Annotated in this window: 18 protein-coding genes and 1 tRNA gene; 18 read left to right on the top strand and 1 reads right to left on the bottom strand. The window is 56.9% G+C overall.

The window, feature by feature from the left end:
- Nucleotides 1-2: 2 nt before the first annotated feature.
- From flgK to secF, 8 genes are all read left to right on the top strand, one after another.
- A complete protein-coding gene (gene flgK / locus WD429_RS08080; RefSeq protein ID WP_368421669.1) occupies nt 3-2,033 on the top strand; it encodes a flagellar hook-associated protein FlgK in 2,031 nt (676 codons plus the stop codon).
- Nucleotides 2,034-2,065: 32 nt separating this feature from the next.
- Nucleotides 2,066-3,628: a flagellar hook-associated protein FlgL gene (gene flgL, locus WD429_RS08085; protein ID WP_368421670.1), complete on the top strand. Its 1,563-nt coding sequence runs from the start codon at nt 2,066-2,068 to the stop codon at nt 3,626-3,628.
- 83 nt (nt 3,629-3,711) lie between these two features.
- Nucleotides 3,712-3,798 (top strand) — tRNA-Leu (locus WD429_RS08090).
- A 41-nt stretch (nt 3,799-3,839) separates the two neighbouring features.
- Entirely contained in the window at nt 3,840-4,943 is a 1,104-nt protein-coding gene (queA, locus tag WD429_RS08095) for a tRNA preQ1(34) S-adenosylmethionine ribosyltransferase-isomerase QueA (RefSeq protein ID WP_368421671.1), read from the top strand.
- 14 nt (nt 4,944-4,957) lie between these two features.
- A complete protein-coding gene (gene tgt, locus WD429_RS08100; RefSeq protein WP_368421739.1) occupies nt 4,958-6,079 on the top strand; it encodes a tRNA guanosine(34) transglycosylase Tgt in 1,122 nt (373 codons plus the stop codon).
- 70 nt (nt 6,080-6,149) lie between these two features.
- Entirely contained in the window at nt 6,150-6,515 is a 366-nt protein-coding gene (gene yajC / locus WD429_RS08105) for a preprotein translocase subunit YajC (protein WP_368421672.1), read from the top strand.
- Nucleotides 6,516-6,591: 76 nt separating this feature from the next.
- A complete protein-coding gene (gene secD / locus WD429_RS08110; RefSeq protein ID WP_368421673.1) occupies nt 6,592-8,463 on the top strand; it encodes a protein translocase subunit SecD in 1,872 nt (623 codons plus the stop codon).
- Nucleotides 8,456-9,412: a protein translocase subunit SecF gene (secF, locus tag WD429_RS08115; RefSeq protein ID WP_368421674.1), complete on the top strand. Its 957-nt coding sequence runs from the start codon at nt 8,456-8,458 to the stop codon at nt 9,410-9,412. Before secD ends, secF begins: the two co-directional genes overlap by 8 nt.
- An 86-nt stretch (nt 9,413-9,498) precedes the next feature.
- On the opposite strand, the gene WD429_RS08120 is transcribed toward secF, so the two are convergent.
- Nucleotides 9,499-10,299, bottom strand: a complete 801-nt coding sequence (locus WD429_RS08120) for an inositol monophosphatase (RefSeq protein WP_368421675.1) — start codon at nt 10,297-10,299, stop codon at nt 9,499-9,501.
- Between the two features lie 182 nt (nt 10,300-10,481).
- Between WD429_RS08120 and trmJ the strand changes: the two genes are divergently transcribed.
- The 10 genes from trmJ (at nt 10,482) to hisS (ending at nt 19,846) form a co-directional block, all read left to right on the top strand.
- On the top strand, nt 10,482-11,348 hold the full coding sequence (trmJ, locus tag WD429_RS08125; protein WP_368421676.1) for a tRNA (cytosine(32)/uridine(32)-2'-O)-methyltransferase TrmJ: 867 nt from the start codon (nt 10,482-10,484) through the stop codon (nt 11,346-11,348).
- The gene (gene cysE / locus WD429_RS08130) at nt 11,341-12,120 is read left to right on the top strand and encodes a serine O-acetyltransferase (protein WP_368421677.1); all 780 of its coding nucleotides are present in this window, start codon (nt 11,341-11,343) and stop codon (nt 12,118-12,120) included. The genes trmJ and cysE overlap by 8 nt, the downstream gene beginning before the upstream one ends.
- Before the next feature lie 77 nt (nt 12,121-12,197).
- Nucleotides 12,198-12,695 carry a Fe-S cluster assembly transcriptional regulator IscR gene (gene iscR, locus WD429_RS08135; protein ID WP_368421678.1) on the top strand — a complete coding sequence of 166 codons (498 nt, stop codon included), beginning with the start codon at nt 12,198-12,200 and terminating at the stop codon, nt 12,693-12,695.
- Between the two features lie 23 nt (nt 12,696-12,718).
- Nucleotides 12,719-13,867 carry an IscS subfamily cysteine desulfurase gene (locus WD429_RS08140; protein WP_368421679.1) on the top strand — a complete coding sequence of 383 codons (1,149 nt, stop codon included), beginning with the start codon at nt 12,719-12,721 and terminating at the stop codon, nt 13,865-13,867.
- A 70-nt stretch (nt 13,868-13,937) separates the two neighbouring features.
- A complete protein-coding gene (gene ndk / locus WD429_RS08145) occupies nt 13,938-14,366 on the top strand; it encodes a nucleoside-diphosphate kinase (protein ID WP_368421680.1) in 429 nt (142 codons plus the stop codon).
- Nucleotides 14,367-14,426: 60 nt separating this feature from the next.
- Entirely contained in the window at nt 14,427-15,539 is a 1,113-nt protein-coding gene (gene rlmN, locus WD429_RS08150; RefSeq protein WP_368421681.1) for a 23S rRNA (adenine(2503)-C(2))-methyltransferase RlmN, read from the top strand.
- A gap of 99 nt (nt 15,540-15,638) precedes the next feature.
- Nucleotides 15,639-16,388: a type IV pilus biogenesis/stability protein PilW gene (pilW, locus tag WD429_RS08155; RefSeq protein ID WP_368421740.1), complete on the top strand. Its 750-nt coding sequence runs from the start codon at nt 15,639-15,641 to the stop codon at nt 16,386-16,388.
- A complete protein-coding gene (locus WD429_RS08160; RefSeq protein WP_368421682.1) occupies nt 16,381-17,367 on the top strand; it encodes a RodZ domain-containing protein in 987 nt (328 codons plus the stop codon). The genes pilW and WD429_RS08160 overlap by 8 nt, the downstream gene beginning before the upstream one ends.
- Nucleotides 17,368-17,404: 37 nt before the next feature.
- Nucleotides 17,405-18,523, top strand: coding sequence for a flavodoxin-dependent (E)-4-hydroxy-3-methylbut-2-enyl-diphosphate synthase (ispG, locus tag WD429_RS08165; RefSeq protein ID WP_368421683.1), 1,119 nt, complete (start codon nt 17,405-17,407; stop codon nt 18,521-18,523).
- A 42-nt stretch (nt 18,524-18,565) separates the two neighbouring features.
- Complete coding sequence (gene hisS, locus WD429_RS08170) at nt 18,566-19,846, top strand: histidine--tRNA ligase (RefSeq protein ID WP_368421684.1); 1,281 nt, start codon at nt 18,566-18,568, stop codon at nt 19,844-19,846.
- The last annotated feature ends 20 nt before the right edge of the window (nt 19,847-19,866 follow it).

Below are 19,866 nucleotides of genomic sequence, written 5' to 3' on the forward strand. Positions count from 1 at the left end.
TTATGGCAGGACTGATCGGAATTGGTCTGACAGGCATCCTTAGCCATCAGGCGGCGCTGAACACCACCGGTAACAACATTACCAATGCCAACACCCCGGGTTACAGCCGGCAGGAAGTTCAGTTTGACACCCAACCGGGTCGGCAAACCGGTGCGGGCAACATCGGCAGCGGTGTCAGCGTGACCAATATTCGGCGGCTGGCCAATGAGTTCCTGACTCAGCAGCTGCGTGAGGACACTACCCTCAATGGTGAACAGCAGGCGCTGAACTCTGAGCTCAGCCGTCTGGATAACCTCCTGGGTGGCGAAACCACGGGCCTCAGCGATGCACTGAACAATTTCTTTGCGAGCTTGCAAAACGCGGCGGAGGACCCGGGCTCCCTGCCGCAACGTCAGCTGGTCATGAGCGAAGCACAGCAGGTGGTGAACCGTTTTCAGGCGATGAATCAGGAGCTCGTCCAGCAGCGCGAGTCGGTGAAAACACAAATGCAGCAGGGTGCAAAGGATGCCAATACGCTGCTGAAACGCATCGCTGAATTGAACCTCTCCATTTCCGAATCGCCGGGGCTGGCAGAAGGCAAGATGCCCAATAATCTGCTGGATAAGCGGGACGAAGCGCTGCGTGAGTTATCAGAGCTGGTCGGTATCCGGGTATCCGAGACCGAGGGCAGTCAGGTGAACGTGTCCCTGAGCAATGGGCAGGCACTGGTAGTCGGTGACAACGCGGCACAATTGGGCACACGGGAAAGCTTGGATGACCCGACCTCCCTCGAGTTCACCCTGACTAATGGTGGTCGCACCGTGGTGGCGGATGAGCAGATCAGCGGTGGCAAACTCGGGGGTCTGCGACGGTTCGAGACCGAAGCCCTGAAGCCGGCATTCGACGAGCTTGGCCGTGTTGCCATCGCCTTGTCTGACACCATGAATCATCAGCATGAGATTGGCCTGGACCTGGAAGGAGAACTGGGCGGGCTGTTCTTTTCCGACATCAATGACCCGGCAGCCCAGCGCGGTCGTGTGATTGCGAACGGGGACAACCAGGCCCCCAGAGACGCAGAGCTCGCAGTGGAAATTACCGACAGTAAGGCGTTGGAATCCGGAAGCTGGACGCTCCAGTTCAGTGGCGACGGTCGCAGTTATGAGGTGATTGACAGCGTAACGGGTGACACCGTCAATCAGGGCCGGTTGCCTGATCCGGTGGCATCTGAAATCTCCATGCCGGGTTTCAATATCCGGGTTGAGAGCGGCACTTTTAATGCCGGCGACAAGTTCCTGATTCAGCCCACCCGCAATGCTGCCGCCAATATGAATCTGGAAGTGGATCGGGAAGAAGATCTGGCGTTTGCCAGCCCGGTGCGCGCCGGTTCCGATCAGGGCAATAGCGGCACCGGCAAGATTGATCAGGGCAAGATGCTGAACGTGCGCAATCCGTTCACCAATTCGCTGCTGCCGGGTTTCCGGTCAGAGGGGGAGCTGGCGAACGGCCCTCTGGAAGTCCGGTTCACTGATGATGGCGCTGGCAATCTGGTGTTCAGCGTGCTGGATAACAACGGTGACGCCATCATTGACGAGAAACCCTATCAGCCGGGTATTTCCAATAAACTATTCAGTGAAAATCCCCGCGATGGCGACGAGTATCAGGGTTTCCAGTTCGAGATTTCCGGTAATCCGGCGGCGGGTGATATTTTCTCCATCGAGTTCAACGAGAACGGCGTATCGGATAACCGCAATGCCGAGTTCATGGCCGCGCTTGGCACTGCCAACACCATGAACGGTGGCACTCAGAGCTTTACCGAAGGTTACGCCGGAATCGTGGAGGATGTGGGTGTGAAAACCCGCCAGAGCCAGCTTGATCTGGACGCGGGCCGGACGCTGCTGGAGCAGTCGACCAACCAGCGTGAGTCAGTCTCGGGGGTCAATCTGGATGAAGAGGCCGGTAAGCTGATTCAGTTCCAGGCGGCCTATAACGGTTCCGCGAAGGTGATGAGTGTGGCGCAGGATTTGTTCAACACTCTGTTACAGAGTTTCCGGTAACAGGTTCCGGTAACAGAGAGAGGTGATGTGACATGATCAGAATTTCATCACAACAGGTGTTTTCAGGCGGGATTGACCGAATTCAGGACCTGAACAGCGGCCTGAACAAAACGTCGGAGCGGCTCTCCACCGGCAAGCGGGTTAATCGCCCGTCGGACGATCCGGTGGCTGCCGCGCGTATCCTCAAGCTCAATCAGGAGCTGGGGCGTGTCGACACCTATCAGCGCAATGCCCAGCTGGCGGACAACCGCCTTAAGCAGGAAGAAAGTGCGTTGGGGAGCTCCATCGATGTTATCCAGCGGGTGCGGGAGCTGACCGTTCAGGCGGGCAGCGGCTCGCTGTCAGCCAACGATCGCCAGTCCATCGCGTCGGAAATGCGAGAGCGCCTGGGGCAACTGGCCAATATAGCCAATACCCAGGATGCGTCAGGCGAGTATATTTTCAGCGGCTTCCAGGGCAATCAGCAGGCGTTTGCCCAGAACGTCTCCGGTGACTGGGTTTATCAGGGCGATGAAGGCCAGCGGATGCTGGAAATTGATGACGGCGTTACAGTGCCGATCAGTGACCATGGCCGTGATGTCTTCGAGGATATCCCCTCCACGGAGCCGACGTTCATTGCGGAAGCTTCACCGGACAACGCTCCCGGGGCGCGGATTTCCTCCGGTGCGGTGGTTGATCAGGAAGAGTTCAACGCTGCCTATGCCAACTCCAAAACCGATTACGTGGTGTCAATCGATGAGAATGACGAGTACACCATTACCGAGCGCAATGGCGATGGAACGGCTCTGGAGAGCGGCACTTTCACCAGCGGCGAACCGATTACCTTTCGGGGCATGCAGTTTGAAGTGTTTGGCGATGCGCCCGATGCCGCTGACTCGCCGCTGGAATTCACTCTGAAAACCACCGAGAAACAATCGGTGTTCGCCAGCATCGAGAAGCTGATTTACGGGTTGGAAAACGAGGTAAAAGGGCCCGCATCGGCGACGGTGGAAGACTTTGCACCGAATGCCGGTGACGTTCTTTACCTGAATGGCGAAGCGCTGGGACCTTTTGATGCAGGCAATGGTGATCAGGAGCTTGTGGACGCGGTCAACGCCAACACGGCTCTGAAAGAGCAGGGCATTACGGCCGAGTTGCAGGGCGGCGAGGTGGTGATTTCCAGCGAAGGGCGTGACCTGGCGCTGTCTGCCGAGGATGGCGGAGACCCGCCGACGCAGACCTTTGGTGGGCCGCTTGTGGTCACCGGTGCCAAATCCGACGATCTGGATGTGGTTGGCGGCGTACTGTCAGCGAACTTCAAAGGTGGCCAGCAAGCCTATGAGGAACTGATTGCCGGCTCGCTTAACAACCTGGACAACGCTCAGGACAAGATCGTACTCAAGCAGACCGAGTTGGGCGGGCGCATGAACGCCGTGGAATCCACCCAGGCGTTCCTCGAGGATTCGTCGGTTTACAGTAAAGACATCCGCTCCCAGTTGCAGGATGTGGATTACGCCGAGGCGATCAGTAATCTGAGCTTCCAGAGTTTCGTGTTGCAGGCGGCGCAGCAGTCGTTTGCCAAGGTATCGCAGCTGTCGCTGTTTGATCGGCTGTAAATAATCGCCGTCGGAGCAGGGAAGTCCGGCGTTGGTTATTGCTTTCAGAATCAGGCTCAGTATAATCCCCAGCACTCTCCGATGGCGGCGTGGTGAAATTGGTAGACACGACGGATTCAAAATCCGTTGGGGTAAAACCCGTGGCGGTTCGAGTCCGCCCGCCGCTACCACTTACAAGCCGCAATACGCGGTGTCGTGAACAGTCCATTCAATGAATGTCTCCGATTTTCACTTTGATCTGCCGGATGAACTCATCGCCCGGTACCCCCTCAAAGAACGCAGCGCGTCCCGTTTATTGAGCCTGAACGGCCTGTCCGGGAATGTCAGCCACCTGCGGTTCACCGATCTGCCTGATCTGCTCCAGCCCGGCGACCTGCTGGTCTTCAACGATACCCGGGTTATTCCGGCGCGACTGTTTGGGCGCAAGGAATCCGGTGGTCAGGTCGAGATTCTGGTTGAGCGGGTACTGGGCGAGCGGGAAGTCGTTGCCCACGTTCGTGCTTCCAAGGCGCTCAAGCCCGGTCAGAACGTCATCCTTGAGGACGGCACCACGCTGAGAATGACCGGCCGCGAAGACGCGCTATTCCACCTGGAGTGCGACAGCGGTGAAGATGTTCTGGATCTGCTGGACCGCATTGGCCACATGCCGTTGCCGCCCTATGTCGACCGACCCGACGAAAGCTCTGACCGGGAGCGGTATCAGACGGTTTACGCCCGCGAAGCAGGCGCAGTCGCCGCACCGACGGCGGGTCTGCATTTTGATGAGGCGTTGCTGGAACGCCTGCAGTCTGACGGTATCGATGTGGCGTGGGTGACGTTGCACGTGGGCGCTGGCACGTTTCAGCCCGTGCGGGTTGACCGCATAGAGAACCACGTCATGCACAGTGAAGTGGCTCACGTACCCGAAGCCACCGTTGAGGCGGTAAATCGAACACGGGCCCGGGGCGGTCGTGTGGTGGCGGTGGGCACAACCTCGGTTCGTTCGCTGGAATCGGCCAGCCGGGGGGGCGTACTGAGAGCGTTCCGGGGCGAGACAGATATCTTTATCTATCCGGGCTACCGGTTCCAGACCGTCGACGCGATGGTGACCAATTTTCATCTGCCTGAATCCACGCTGATTATGCTGGTCAGTGCGTTTGCCGGTTATAACAATGTGATGGCGGCATACGCGGAGGCGGTACGGGAAAAGTACCGGTTCTTCAGCTATGGCGATGCCATGTTTATTGCGGGCCAGGAGCCAAGCCTCGGTACTCTTATGGCGCATAACATAGCGCACAACGGGGATGCCCATCAGCACAGTGGAGAGACATCGTGAGTGAATCCTGTTTTATGACGTTTGAAAAGCTGGGTGAGGACGGGCGTGCGCGCCGGGGGCGTCTCACGTTTCCCCGTGGAACGGTTGAAACGCCTGCGTTTATGCCAGTCGGCACTTACGGCACGGTGAAAGGCATGCTGCCCCGTGATATCCATGAGATCGGTGCGGAAATTATTCTCGGCAACACCTTTCACCTGATGCTCCGCCCGGGAACCGAAGTGATCAAATCTCACGGCGACCTGCACGATTTCACGCAGTGGCAGGGCCCGATACTGACCGATTCCGGCGGGTTCCAGGTGTTCAGTCTTGGGGAAATGCGCAAGATTACAGAAGAAGGCGTGACTTTCCGCTCCCCGATAGACGGTTCGCCGGTAAAACTGAACCCCGAGATTGCGATTCAGGTTCAGCGGGACCTGGGGTCCGATGTGGTCATGATCTTTGACGAATGCACGCCTTATCCCGCCACGGAGAAGCAGGCGAAAGAATCCATGGAGCTTTCACTGCGTTGGGCGAAACGAAGCAAGGAAGCCCATGCTGGTAACCCCGCCGCCCTGTTCGGTATCGTGCAGGGCGGTATGTACGAATCCCTGCGTGATCAGTCCCTTGAGGGGCTGACCGATATCGGTTTTGACGGTTACGCGATTGGCGGGCTATCGGTCGGGGAGCCGAAAGAAGACATGATTCGCATTCTGGACCATTTGCCGCCCAGAATGCCCGAGGACAAACCCCGCTATCTGATGGGCGTGGGCCGGCCGGAAGATCTGGTGGAAGGTGTGCGCCGCGGCGTGGACATGTTTGATTGCGTCATGCCAACCCGGAACGCTCGCAATGGGTACCTGTTTACCGCCACCGGGATCGTGAAAATCCGTAACGCAAAGAACCGACACGACACCGGTCCGCTGGATAACACCTGTGACTGCTATACCTGTCAGAACTTTTCGAGGAGTTATCTCCATCATCTGGATAAATGTGGAGAAATGCTGGGTTCCCAACTGAACACCATTCACAACCTCAGGTATTATCAGAACCTGATGGCCGGATTGCGTGGTGCCATTGAAGCAGGTACATTGTCGGACTTTATCAGCGACTTCTACGCCCGTCGGGGTGAGTCTGTGCCGCCATTGGCGGGCGGGTAATCCGGCTCGGGCAAGACAAAACGATCAACTCAACGACTGTAACAGTTATCTGAAACCACGGAGATATTGAATGAACTCAATCAAGCTGCTTATTGCTGCATTTATTGCCACTCTGCCTTCACTGGCGATGGCGCAAGACGGGGGTGCCGCTGGAGGCATGGGCGTTATGGGACAGGTGATCTTCTTCGCCGGTTTCATCCTGATTTTCTACTTCCTGATCTGGCGCCCGCAGTCCAAGCGTGCAAAAGAGCATAAATCGCTGATGTCGGGTCTGGAGAAAGGTGATGAAGTAGTGACATCCGGTGGTGTTGCCGGTCGCATTACCAAAGTAACCGATGACTTCATCGTGGTCGAAGTTGCGGACAATGTAGAGATCAAGGTTCAGAAAGTGGCCGTAGCCTCTGCGCTGCCCAAAGGCACCCTGAAAGACATCTGAACCGGCCTTTCGCCAGACTGAATTTGCCAAGCTGACATTTCAGAGCCGGCCCCGGTGCCGGCTATAAAGGGAACCCATGCTTAACAAGTACCCGCTCTGGAAAAACCTGATCATCCTGATTGCACTGGTGATCGGGTTTATCTATGCATTACCCAATCTGTTTCCCGATGACCACGCGGTTCAGATCACCGGTGCCAGAAGCAGCACCGAGGTAAACCAGCGCATGCTCGATCGCGCAATCGATGCCCTGGAATCGGAAGGTATCGACATCAAGGGCAGTGATCTGCAGGACCGAAACGGATTGATCCGGGTGCTTGACGGCGATGACCAGCTCAAGGCACGGCCAGTTGTCCAGGAAGCGCTGGGCGATGATTATCTGGTGGCGCTTAACATGGCGGCTTCCACGCCAGACTGGCTGCGCAGTTTAGGTGCCGGTCCGATGAAACTGGGCCTGGACCTTCGCGGTGGCGTTCATTTCCTGTTGGAAGTGGATATGGAAACCGCGGTTGAACAGCGCCTTGAGGCGCTTTCAGGCCAGATCAAGCGCGAATTAAGGGAAGAGCGCATCCGCTACCGCGGCGGTGATCTGAATGGGCGGGAAATCGTTTTGAGCTTCCGCGATGACGGGTCCCGCAGCGAGGCATTCGGCCTCATCCGTGATCAGTACAATCAGTTCCTGATGGACGAACAGACTGATGGCGATGAGCTGAAAATCGTGTTGTCGTTAGCCGAAGGGGAAGTCAAAAGCATCCAGGACTATGCCATTGAGCAGAACCTGACCACCATCCGCAACCGTGTCAATGAACTGGGTGTTGCCGAGCCGCTGGTTCAGCGCCAGGGTGGGGATCGCATTATTGTCGAATTGCCGGGTGTGCAGGATACCGCCCAGGCCAAGCGGGTGCTGGGTGCCACGGCAAACCTTGAGTTTCGTCTGGAAGCGAGGCAAGACGCGCCAAGCTCTGAGACGGAATCCTTCGGTTTCCGTGATCAACAGAACCGCACAGCACGGCTTGAACGAGACACCATCGTGACCGGCGAAAATGTGTCCAATGCGCAGCAGGCGTTTGACGAAAACGGCCAGCCGCAGGTGAATATCACCATGGATTCCGTCGGTGGTGACTTGATGAACCGGGCTACCCGTAACGCCATTCAGCGTCGTATGGCGGTCCTGTTTATCGAGTACAAGACCGAGACCGAGCAAAAGGTGGTTGATGGTAAGGTCGAGACCGTTGAAGAGCGGGTGGTCGAAAAAGGCATTATCAGTCTGGCGACCATTCAGTCCGCGTTGGGCAGCAGCTTCCGTATAACGGGTCTGGATTCGATCCCGGAAGCGTCGGAACTGGCGCTGTTACTTCGCGCCGGGTCTCTGGCAGCACCGATGTATTTCGTGCAGGAACGCACGATAGGGCCAAGCCTGGGTCAGAAGAACATTGATGCAGGTATGATGTCGGTTGGTCTGGGCTTTGTGCTCGTACTGATTTACATGGCGCTCTATTACCGTGGTTTCGGCATGATTGCCAACGTGGCACTGACGCTGAACCTGATGATGCTGATTGCCTGCATGTCGATCCTGTCAGCCACGCTTACTTTGCCGGGCATTGCCGGTATTGTATTGACTGTTGGTATGGCGGTAGACGCCAACGTATTGATCTTCGAGCGAATACGGGAAGAACTGAAGACTGGGGTTCCGCCCCAATCAGCCATTAATGCTGGCTACTCAAGAGCGTTTGTGTCAATTGTTGATGCCAATATCACCACGCTATTGGTGGCGATTATCCTGTTTGCCATGGGCTCGGGCCCGGTCAAGGGTTTTGCGATTACCTTGTGCCTGGGTATTCTCACCTCGATGTTCTCCGGCCTGATGGTCAGTCGTAGCATCGTGAATTTTGTATACGGCGGTCGTAAGATCAAGAAGCTGTCGATCGGAGGGAAGCTGGCTAATGTCTGATACACAGAAGCAGCCTATTGATTTTATGGGAATACGGAAGATTGCTTCGGTATTCTCCATTGCCCTGATCATTGTTTCTATTGCCCTGCTGGCCACTCGTGGTCTGAATCTGGGCATGGACTTCACCGGCGGCACGTCCGTGGAGCTGGAATATCAGGAAGCACCAGTGCTGAGTGAGGTGCGCGACACCTTGAATGCCGCTGGGTATGACAACTTCGTGGTGCAGAACTTTGGTTCCGACACCACGATCCTGGTGCGTATGAGGGAGTCTGGAAACGACGAGCTGGCCAGAGAAGTGACGGGCACCCTAACCGAGAATGGTGCTGAGCTGGAACTGGTCAGTTCTGCATACGTAGGCTCCCAGGTGGGCGATGAGCTCAAGGAAGACAGCGGGCTGGGCCTGCTTATTGCCCTGGCGGTGGTGCTGATCTATGTCGGCATGCGTTTTCAGTATAAGTTCGGTGTTGCGTCCGTGCTTCCGTTGGCTCACGACGTGGTGATTGTCCTCGGCGTATTCGCGCTCTTTCAGTGGACATTCGATCTGTCGGTACTCGCAGCGTTGCTCGCGGTGATCGGCTATTCATTGAATGACACCATTGTGGTTGCGGACCGTATTCGGGAAAATTTCCGCAAGCTCAGGGAAGGCGATTCCTGGTATATCATCAATGAGTCCATTCATCAGACCATCAGCCGTACCATTAACACATCCGGTACCACGTTGGTTGTGCTGCTGGCGCTCTATTTCTTCGGTGGTGAGGCGATCAACAACTTTGCCCTTGCCCTGATGATCGGTGTGGTTGTTGGTACCTACTCATCCATCTACGTGTCAGCCAATATGCTGATGGTGCTCGGCGTTAGCCGCGAGGACCTGATGGTGCCCGCCAAGGAAGGGGCCGTCGGTGAGGAAGAAGAGGAAGAGCAGGCACCGGAATGGCTGAACCGGATGTAACACCCGGCAGCCAATTCAACGCGCACAAAAAAGCCGCACCCGTCATGGGTGCGGCTTTTTTGTGAGTGGCCGGGGCGCGAGCGCTGTCAGCGCGGCAGACGACCGCGAAACGGGTGCAGTATTTTTAATACTTCCCGGAACAGCTTCGGATTGGCTACCACTAGCTGCCTGGCCTGGCCCGTGGCGGGGTTGCCGGAGAAGTCACCGGTCAGTGCACCGGACTCCATCGCGAGGGTCACGCCGATGTCCAGGTCTGCCGCTTCCGGGCGGAAAACGATGGCCGCGTCAAGGTAGCCGGCGGCAACCCGGGCGATATCCAGCGCTATGCACCCGGATGTGCGGAACATGCCTGAGTCCTTCGCGAGGACGGACGCCATCTCGCCCCATACCAGCGGGTCGTCTCCCTTTCGGGCCTGATCCAGAAGGTTGGTCGACAGGGCGGCCTGTTGGCTATGCTTAATCTCACTGGCCCGGATGCGCCGGCTGTTCAGGGCGGCCCCATGCCCCCGACTGGCCGAAAACTCTTCGCCGGTGATCGGGTTGATCAGCAGCAGGTTTTCCACCCGGTTGTTCTTTTTCTGAACCAGGGCCAGGGCAAAGTCCGGTAGGCCACGGAGAAAGTTTTCACGGCCCAGCAGCGGGAAGATGTGCCAGCTCCTGTCGTTGCCGGCAGCGTCGGATTCACCCATCGGCGCGATGGTGTGGTCCTTGTAGGCTTTCTCGAGCTGTTCAGTGAAGTTGCCGTAAATCGATGTTTCGACACGCTCCAGTTGGCTGCGCCGGTCGGCGTCGTCTTTGCCCGCTGGCTCCTGGCGCTCGAAATGTGCTTTCAGATAATCGGACCCCTGACGCGCAACGCGCAGGGCCATTTTAATTGCTGGTTGCATCTGAGTGTTCATTATCCGGGTGTGTGAAGGACGCGTATCATAGCAAAAGATAGGTTTATTTGTACGATTTTTGCCTTAGCAATGTCACGAATAGTGCCGGGTTTCGGGATGTTCGGAGGGCAGTCCCGGTGCAATGTCTGCTATCATTGCCGGCTTGAAACCCATCACAGAGACAAAGTTCCATGCACAAATCGGCACTTCCCCAGGAAGGCTCAGACGCATTCGGTGATCAGATCCGCATCGTACTGGTGGAAACGTCCCATTCGGGCAACATCGGCGCTGTCGCCCGCGCCATGAAGAACATGGGGCTGGCTAACCTGTGGCTGGTCAATCCCGCCTCGTTTCCGGATGAAACCTCATACGCACGATCAACCGGCGCATCCGATGTGCTGGATAACGCCCGCGTGGTCTCATCCCTTGATGAAGCGCTGTCTGAGTGTGTGCTGGTGATGGGTACCAGTGCCCGCGGCCGCAAGGTACCCTGGCCGGTAATTGCGCCGCCAGATGCCGCCGCCAAAGCTTCAGAACATACTTCTGCGGGGCCGGTTGCTCTGGTTTTTGGCCGGGAGAACCACGGTTTGAGCAACGACGAACTTCAGCGTTGCCACTTTCACATTCACATACCTTCAAACCCGGATTACAGTTCGCTGAACCTGGCGATGGCCGTGCAGGTCGTGACCTACGAATTGCGCATGCACTATTTGCGGGGACTTGAAGGTGGCGAGGGTAGCCCATATCTAAAAGCTATGACGGCACCCGGCGATGGTGGCTGGGACGTGCCGCCCGCGCCAGTCAATGACGTCGAGGGATTTTTCGGGCACCTTGAACAGGTACTGGTGGATATCGATTTCCACCGACGGGGAAATCCAAGGCAATTGATGACCCGCCTCCGCCGGCTTTTTCAGCGGGCCAAGCTGGATCAGATGGAAATCAACATACTCAGAGGCATTCTCACAGCGGTGCAGAAATCCTCCGGAGCAAACGCGACGGTTAAGCCAGCGGCGGTAACCGACGACTCCGTGAGTGGGCAGGAAGACGATCATGTTTGAGCGATTGAAGGAAGACGTAGCCAGTGTATTCCACCGGGACCCGGCTGCCAGGAACACGTTTGAAGTGTTGACCAACTACCCGGGGCTGCATGCGCTGTTGCTTCACCGGTTTTCACACTGGCTGTGGAACCTCGGCCTGAAGTGGCTGGCGCGAACCCTTTCTACGCTCGGGCGCTGGTTGACCGGTATCGAAATCCACCCGGGTGCGACCATAGGGCGGCGGTTTTTCATTGACCACGGCATGGGCGTAGTGATCGGCGAAACCACCATTATTGGTGACGACGTGACGCTCTACCAGGGTGTAACACTGGGTGGTACCAGCTGGAATAAAGGCAAGCGACACCCCACCATTGGCAATGGGGTTGTGGTGGGTGCCGGGGCAAAAATCCTTGGACCATTCGAGGTCGGTGAGGGGGCCAAGGTGGGGTCGAATTCCGTGGTCACCAAAGCGGTGCCAGCCGGGGCCACGGTGGTAGGTATTCCAGGCCGGATTATCGCCAAACGCAAGCCCGCTGAAGGCGAAGAAGAGCGTCGCAAGGAAATGGAAGAGCGCATGGGGTTTGATGCCTATGGCGTGACGGAAGAAATGCCTGACCCGGTTGCTCGCGCCATGCGCAGTTTACTGGACCACATGCATGTGGTGGATGACCGCATTGAAAACATGTGCAAGGCTCTTCGCAAAGTGAACAGCGAGTACCAGAATGGTGCTCTGCCACCATTGGACGAAGAGGATTTTGACTGTGTCCGAGACGACCCGCCCAGGGACAGCTGAATACTTGACTGTTTTGGTAGGTCAATTCATACTCGGCGCTGTGAACTCTGATTCATTCCCTCATTGGGGCTGAGACTATGAAGTTGACCACCAAAGGCCGCTATGCCGTCACGGCGATGCTGGACCTGGCCCTTCACGGGGATCACGGGCCGGTCAGTCTTGCAGATATTTCAGCCCGCCAGGAAATTTCCCTCTCCTACCTTGAGCAGCTGTTTTCGCGCCTGCGCCGGCACAAACTTGTGACCAGCATCCGCGGGCCAGGTGGTGGGTATCGGCTTAGCCGTGATGCAGCTTCAGTGTATGTCGCCGAGGTGGTGGACGCGGTCAACGAGTCTCTCGATACGACCCGGTGTGGAAACAAGGGTGATTGCCAGAATGGCGAGAAGTGCCTGACCCATCACCTGTGGTCGGATCTGAGCGACCAGATCCACCAGTTCCTCAGCGATATCAGTCTGGCTGATTTGATGAAAAAGCGGGAAATCCAAAGCGTGGCGGACCGTCAGGACCGCCGTCAGTCGGAATCCGATTCCCAGACGATCAACACCGAGCGCCTGACGGAACAGACGCCGGCCTGAACCCAGTATATCTCGATACCATTATGAAAAAGCCCGTCTATATGGATTACGCGGCGACGACGCCCGTTGATCCGGCCGTTGCTGATGAAATGGCCAAATACCTCACTATCGATAGTGTGTTTGGAAACCCGGCGTCACGCACCCATGCCTATGGCTGGCAGGCGGAGGCGGCTGTTGAAAATGCCCGCAGGCAAGTCGCCGGGCTCATTCATGCCGACCCCAGGGAAATTGTCTGGACCTCCGGTGCCACCGAAGCCGATAACCTTGCCATAAAGGGGGTCGTGTCCGGCACCACCACGGCTCATGTGGTGACATCGATTGTTGAGCACAAAGCGGTACTGGATACCTGCAAATGGCTGGAGGGGCAGGGCGTTGATGTGACCTGGCTCACACCCCAGGCAGACGGAAGGATTACCGCCGGTCAGGTTGAGTCAGCGCTTCGCGAGAACACCGTACTGGTCAGCCTGATGATGGTGAATAACGAACTGGGCTGTGTCACAGATATTGCGCCCATCGGCACCCTGCTGAGAGATCGGGGTGTGCTGTTTCATGTTGACGCCGCCCAGGCGGCCGGCAAACTTCCGGTCAATGTAACCGCTATGCCGGTCGATCTGTTGTCGCTGTCGGCTCACAAGGTGTATGGGCCAAAAGGCATGGGGGCGCTGTATGTGCGCCGGTCACCGGATGTCCGTATAAGCGCTCAGATTCATGGTGGCGGGCACGAGCGAGGCATGCGGTCCGGCACCTTGCCAACCCACCAGATTGTCGGCATGGGTTCGGCCTTTGCCCTGGCGGAAACGCGGCTCGAGCAGGAAATGGAAACCCTTGAAAGCCTGCGGGCCCGCTTCCTCGAGGGTCTGTCTGAGCTCCAGGGGGTGTCCCTTAACGGCAGCGCGGATTATCGGGTGCCTGGCATCGTGAATCTCTCATTTAGCGGCGTTGATGCGGAATCGCTGATGCTCGGGTTGCGGCAACTGGCGGTGTCTTCGGGCTCCGCCTGCTCTTCTGCGACCGTTGAGCCGTCATTTGTACTGCGCGGCATCGGGCTAGATGACGAGCAGGCGCATCGGGCGCTGCGTTTCTCCATGGGGCGTTTCACTACGCCCGAAGAAGTCGATTTTGCAGTCGCACAAATCATTGAAGTTGTTGGGCGTCTCAGATCGGTGCGGTAGGCAGTAGCCTCTGGACTGCGTATAATCCCAACCCTGAATTTTTCAACCTGAACCATACTGGAGAAATATCATGGCAAACGAGCGCACGCTCTCGATCATCAAGCCTGACGCGGTCGCCAAGAACGTCATTGGCGAAATCTACACGCGTTTCGAAAAGGCTGGCCTTAACATTGTCGCCGCGAAGATGATGCACCTGACCCAAGAGCAGGCTGAAGGCTTCTACGCTGAGCACAAAGAGCGCCCTTTCTTTAACGACCTGGTGGCGTTCATGACGTCTGGCCCGGTTGTGGTCCAGGCCCTGGAAGGCGAAGGCGCGATTCTGAAAAATCGTGACCTGATGGGTGCTACCAACCCAAAAGAAGCCGACGCCGGCACTATCCGCGCTGATTTTGCGTCTTCCATCGACGCAAATGCGGTACACGGTTCTGACTCTGCCGCTTCGGCTGAGCGCGAGATTGCGTATTTTTTCAATGACAGCGAAATCTGCCCACGCGGTTGATTGTGCTGCCGGGGCAGGCATCTGCCCGCCCCGGATTGGTTATCTGATCGAGGTTATGAAATGACAGCGGACGCTGAGAAAACCAACCTGCTGGGGATGCCGAAAGCCAAAATGGAGGCTTTCTTTGAAACCCTGGGAGAGAAGCGTTTTCGCGCTACGCAGGTGATGCAGTGGATTCACCAGCGAGGTGCTGATGACTTCGATCAAATGACCAATATGAGTAAAGCCCTGCGGGAAAAGCTCAAAGAGGTCGCCGAAATTCGTGGCCCGGAAGTGGTGTACGACGAAAAGTCCAAAGACGGCACCCGCAAGTGGGTCATGCGCATGGACAACGGCAACAGTGTTGAAACCGTGCTCATCCCGGACGGCGAGCGCGGCACACTGTGCGTTTCCTCGCAGATTGGTTGCAGCCTGGATTGCACGTTCTGCTCGACCGGCAAGCGCGGTTTTAACCGCAACCTGACCGCTGCGGAGATCATCGGGCAGGTGTGGGTGGCCCGTAAGGCATTTATGCCGTTCGAGCCCGGTCCTGATCGCCCCATTACCAACGTCGTCATGATGGGCATGGGGGAGCCACTGCTGAACTTCGACAACGTGGTTGATGCCATGAACCTGATGATGGAGGACCTTGCGTATGGTATCTCCAAGCGTCGGGTAACGGTGAGCACGTCCGGTGTTGTACCGGCTATTGATCGTCTCGGCGAGGTTACCGATGTTTCACTGGCCATTTCGCTCCATGCCCCCAATGATGAACTCCGTAACCAATTGGTACCATTAAATAAAAAGTATCCGATTGTGGAATTACTGGCGGCGACCAAGCGGTATCTGGCCCGGCTTCCCGACAAACGGAAAGCAACGATCGAGTATACGGTGATTGAAGGCGTGAATGACCAGCCCGAGCACGCCCGGGAGCTTGCGATTGTGCTCCGGGGCCTGCCGTGCAAGATCAATCTTATTCCTTTTAACCCGTTTCCGGAAAGCGACTTCCGCAGGCCCAAGATGCCCGCTACCCGTCGTTTTCAGAAAATTCTGAACGAAGCAGGCTACATCGCGACGGTGCGGACAACCCGCGGTGACGACATTGACGCTGCGTGTGGGCAGTTGGTCGGTCGGGTCGACGACCGCACAAAACGCAGTCAACGATACATTGCGGTTCAGCAGGTTAATCCCTGACCGGAACCTGAATTCGATAATCCGATCAAGCGAGGTTAGCAATCCGTGGCAGGCAATCCAGTGAACACCATCCGTGCAGTGGTTACCGTAGTACTGGTCATGATGCTTGCCGCGGGCTGTGTCACTGTCTCGGACAGCCGGTTTGCGAAAGAAGAGGATCGGGACAAAGCCGTTAAGAATTACGTTCAGCTCGGTACCGCCTACATTAGCCAGGGCAACCTGGATCGGGCCCGCCTCCACCTGGACCGTGCACTCGAACTGGCACCAGACGACGCCGCTGCGCTGTCGGCGATGGCGCTTCTCTACAGTTCTGACGGCGAAGATGAGCTCGCTGACAAAACCTTCCGCAAAGCCATTTCAAGCGATGGCGATTACACCCGGGGCAGGGTGTATTACGGTGCCTATCTGTATGGCGAACGCCGATTCGGAGATGCCCAAAAGCAGTTTAAAGAGGCGTCCGGTGACACCAATTATTCAGATCGGGCCTCTGTGTTTTTCAACCTCGGCATGACCGAAGAGCGACTGGATAACGATGAGGCTGCTGCCAATGCTTACCGGCGTGCCGTGGAATTGTCCCGGGGTGACGCGAAGTCGCTGCTGGCGTTGTCGCGTGTTCTGGTGGAAGCCGGGGATTTGAGTGCCGCGTCCCGGCACTATTCGCGTCTTTCATCGTTGATGCAGCAGAATTCCAATTACCGGCACTCCCCGGAGAGCCTGTTTACCGGAATTCGCATAGCCCGCTATTTTGATGAATGGGACCGGGAGTCCAGTCTTGCACTGCAGTTGAAGAATAATTTTCCGGACTCAGTTGAATACCAACAATACAGGGTGCTGATTTCTAATGAGTAATGAAGAAAGCGGTCAGCAGATACACGGTGAGTCCGCCGGAAGCCTGCTGCGACGGGAAAGAGAGCGTAAAGGGTTGAGTCTATCCGACATTGCGGACGCCCAACATCTCCGGCCGGTGATCATTCAGGCGATCGAAAATGGGGATTATCAGCAGGTAGACAGCGAACTGTTTCTGAAAGGGTATGTCAGAGCTTATGCGAAACACGTCGGATTAGACGCCGATGCCGTTGTCGCGACCCTGGATCAGGAACTGGAGCCGCTGCGGCTGAAAAAAGCGGAGGCTCTGGAAGCAAATCCCCTGGTAGACATCGAACGGCGCAAACGCCAGAAACGTAAGACGGCCCGCATTCTTGGTTTTCTGGTGGCCATTGCGATCGCTGCAGGGGTGGTGCTTTATGTTCTGAACGACAGAGCACCGGAAGCCGATAGTGAATCGGCTTCCCAGGGCGCAGAGCTCAGTGAGTCAGCGTCGTCGACCGAGACTGAGCAGGTGCCGGCCACTGAATCGGGTGCAGAAATGCAACCAGAACCAGAACCAGAACCCGAAGCATCCGTTGAGCCCGAGAATGAGATTTCCAGAGTAGATGTAGCGCTCCCCGATGACGTTCCGCCAGCCTCTGACGATGAGGGTGCGGTTGAATCCGGTGAGGTCGATGAATCCCGTTTCCCGGAGGTGACGAGTTCCACCGATCCGGCGCTGACGGAAAGCTCCACAACGGGCGATGTGCCCGACACCGCCCGGCTTGAGATTTCGTTTCTGAGGGATTGTTGGGTTGAGGTGACAGATTCAAGCGGTGCCCGGCTGGTAAGCTCGCTACAGCAGGATGGCGACCGCGTAGATGTTTCCGGGCAGGTTCCGCTGAATGTGGTCATCGGGGCGGTGGACGCCGTCGAAGCCATTCGGTTTCAGGGCGAGTCTGTTGAGCTGTCGGATTATCGGGTGGTAAACAACCGGGCCCAGTTCTCACTGGAAATCTGAATATTTTCGAACACACTTATTTTTTGGTCAGCACCAGATGAAACAGGAATCTCCGATCATAAGACGTAAATCCCGCCAGATCATGGTGGGAGACGTACCCGTTGGCGGTGACGCACCGATTGCGGTGCAGAGCATGACCAACACAAACACCTGCGATGTGAACGCGACCGTGGGCCAGATTGAAGCGCTGCAAGAAGCGGGTGCCGACATTGTGCGGGTTTCCGTGCCGAGCATGGAAGCGGCCGAAGCCTTCGGGAAGATCCGATCGAAGGTCTCCATACCGTTGGTTGCGGATATCCACTTTGACCACAAGATTGCCTTGCGGGTCGCCGAGCTGGGTGTCGATTGCCTGCGCATCAATCCGGGGAATATCGGCCGCGAGGATCGCGTCAGTGCGGTGATCAGCGCCGCGCGGGACCGCAACATTCCGATCCGTATCGGGGTAAACGCCGGCTCGCTGGAAAAAGAACTGCAGCGCAAATACGGCGAACCCACGCCGGAGGCGCTGGTTGAATCCGCGATGCGCCATATCGATATCCTGGATCGTCATGACTTCCAGGATTTTAAAGTCAGCCTCAAGGCGTCTGAAGTGTTTATGACCGTGGCGGCTTACCGCAAAATTGCCGCGCAGATTGAGCAACCCCTTCACCTCGGAATTACCGAGGCGGGCGGGTTCCGTTCCGGCACGGTAAAGTCGTCTATTGGCCTGGGTATGCTGCTGATGGACGGTATCGGCGATACGATTCGCGTGTCGCTGGCAGCCGACCCGGTTCAGGAGATTAAAGTTGGCTTTGACATCCTCAAGAGCCTTCGTCTGCGCAGCCGAGGCATCAACTTCATTGCCTGCCCGAGCTGTTCGCGCCAGAACTTCGACGTGATCCAGACCATGAACGATCTGGAAGCCCGCCTTGAAGACGTGAATTCAGCCATGGATGTGGCCATCATCGGATGCATCGTTAACGGCCCCGGCGAGGCCAAAGTGGCAGACATCGGCCTGACCGGCGGTAGCCCAAAAAACCTGTTCTACATGCACGGGAAACCAAACCAGAAACTGGATAACGCGACACTGACCGATGACTTGGAGCGCCTGATCCGGGAAGAGGTCGCCCGCCGCAAGGAACAGGAAGATTCCATCATTGCCCGGTCCGGCGAATAAGCGGTCACTGTCCAACCAATGATTCGAGATTAAGGGTTTAACTTGGCTAAGATTCAGGCAATTCGCGGGATGAACGATATCCTGCCGGAGCAGACGCCCGTCTGGCAGTTTGTTGAAGGAAAAATTCGTAAAGTGCTTTCCGGTTACGGTTACCGGGAAATCCGGATGCCCATCGTGGAACAGACGGACCTGTTCAAGCGCTCTATCGGGGAAGTAACCGATATCGTCGAAAAAGAAATGTACACCTTCGATGACCGCAACGGCGATAGCCTGACCCTGCGCCCGGAAGGTACTGCGGGGTGCGTGCGTGCGGCTGAGGAACATGGGCTGCTGTTCAACCAGACCCAACGGCTCTGGTATACCGGCCCGATGTTTCGTCATGAGCGCCCGCAAAAAGGCCGTTATCGCCAGTTTCACCAGATCGGGGTCGAGTGTTTCGGAATGAGCGGGCCGGACATTGATGCCGAACTGCTTATTCTCACCGGGCGCTTGTGGAAAGAGCTCGGGCTTGAGCCGCACACCCGGCTTGAAATCAACTCCATCGGTACCGCCGCTGCCCGCGGGTCCTATCGCGACGCGTTGGTGAATTACCTGTCTGACTTTCAGGATCAGCTCGATGCCGACAGTCAGCGCCGGCTTGAGAGCAACCCGCTAAGAATCCTGGACAGCAAAAGCCCGGATACTCAGGCCATTCTCGTTGATGCGCCCAAGCTGGATGATTATCTGGACGAAGAATCCGTGGACCATTTCAGCCGCCTGCGGGCATTGCTGGATGCGGCGGGCATTCAGTACACCGTCAATCCGCGACTGGTGCGGGGCCTGGATTATTATGGCAAGACGGTTTTTGAGTGGATCACGGACAGCCTCGGGTCCCAGGGCACGGTGTGTGCCGGCGGCCGCTATGATGGGCTGGTTGAGCAATTGGGTGGAAAACCGACGGTAGCGGTGGGATTTGCCATGGGGTTGGAGCGCTTGATTCTGCTGCTTGAAACTCTGGATCTTGTTCCCGCACATGTGAACAACGATGCCGATGTGTATGTGACGGCTATGGGTGATCGTGCCGTTAGCGCGGCGCTGTCGCTGTCTGAATCTCTCCGGTCGGGCCTACCTGGCGCGGTGGTTGTATCCCATTGTGGTGGTGGCAGTTTCAAGAGCCAGATGAAAAAGGCCGACCGTAGCGGTGCACGTTACGCGGTGATTCTTGGTGATAATGAAATCGATAGCGGGACGGTCGGCCTTAAGCCGCTGCGTTCCGATGAAGCGCAGCAGGAGTTGCCCCTCGCGGAGCTGGCTTCCACACTCAACACTTTGCTGGGTGCCTGATCAGGCTAACCCGGAATACT

Source organism: Marinobacter sp. (assembly GCF_040904845.1).
Lineage (GTDB): Bacteria > Pseudomonadota > Gammaproteobacteria > Pseudomonadales > Oleiphilaceae > Marinobacter.

Bases quoted from the DNA above. Each gene is read 5' to 3' on its own strand.
- flgK (WP_368421669.1), top strand. From the start codon at position 3: ATGGCAGGACTGATCGGAATTGGTCTGACAGGCATCCTTAGCCATCAG.
- flgL (WP_368421670.1), top strand. From the start codon at position 2,066: ATGATCAGAATTTCATCACAACAGGTGTTTTCAGGCGGGATTGACCGA.
- queA (WP_368421671.1), top strand. From the start codon at position 3,840: ATGAATGTCTCCGATTTTCACTTTGATCTGCCGGATGAACTCATCGCC.
- tgt (WP_368421739.1), top strand. From the start codon at position 4,958: ATGACGTTTGAAAAGCTGGGTGAGGACGGGCGTGCGCGCCGGGGGCGT.
- yajC (WP_368421672.1), top strand. From the start codon at position 6,150: ATGAACTCAATCAAGCTGCTTATTGCTGCATTTATTGCCACTCTGCCT.
- secD (WP_368421673.1), top strand. From the start codon at position 6,592: ATGCTTAACAAGTACCCGCTCTGGAAAAACCTGATCATCCTGATTGCA.
- secF (WP_368421674.1), top strand. From the start codon at position 8,456: ATGTCTGATACACAGAAGCAGCCTATTGATTTTATGGGAATACGGAAG.
- WD429_RS08120 (WP_368421675.1), bottom strand. From the start codon at position 10,299: ATGCAACCAGCAATTAAAATGGCCCTGCGCGTTGCGCGTCAGGGGTCC.
- trmJ (WP_368421676.1), top strand. From the start codon at position 10,482: ATGCACAAATCGGCACTTCCCCAGGAAGGCTCAGACGCATTCGGTGAT.
- cysE (WP_368421677.1), top strand. From the start codon at position 11,341: ATGTTTGAGCGATTGAAGGAAGACGTAGCCAGTGTATTCCACCGGGAC.
- iscR (WP_368421678.1), top strand. From the start codon at position 12,198: ATGAAGTTGACCACCAAAGGCCGCTATGCCGTCACGGCGATGCTGGAC.
- WD429_RS08140 (WP_368421679.1), top strand. From the start codon at position 12,719: ATGAAAAAGCCCGTCTATATGGATTACGCGGCGACGACGCCCGTTGAT.
- ndk (WP_368421680.1), top strand. From the start codon at position 13,938: ATGGCAAACGAGCGCACGCTCTCGATCATCAAGCCTGACGCGGTCGCC.
- rlmN (WP_368421681.1), top strand. From the start codon at position 14,427: ATGACAGCGGACGCTGAGAAAACCAACCTGCTGGGGATGCCGAAAGCC.
- pilW (WP_368421740.1), top strand. From the start codon at position 15,639: ATGATGCTTGCCGCGGGCTGTGTCACTGTCTCGGACAGCCGGTTTGCG.
- WD429_RS08160 (WP_368421682.1), top strand. From the start codon at position 16,381: ATGAGTAATGAAGAAAGCGGTCAGCAGATACACGGTGAGTCCGCCGGA.
- ispG (WP_368421683.1), top strand. From the start codon at position 17,405: ATGAAACAGGAATCTCCGATCATAAGACGTAAATCCCGCCAGATCATG.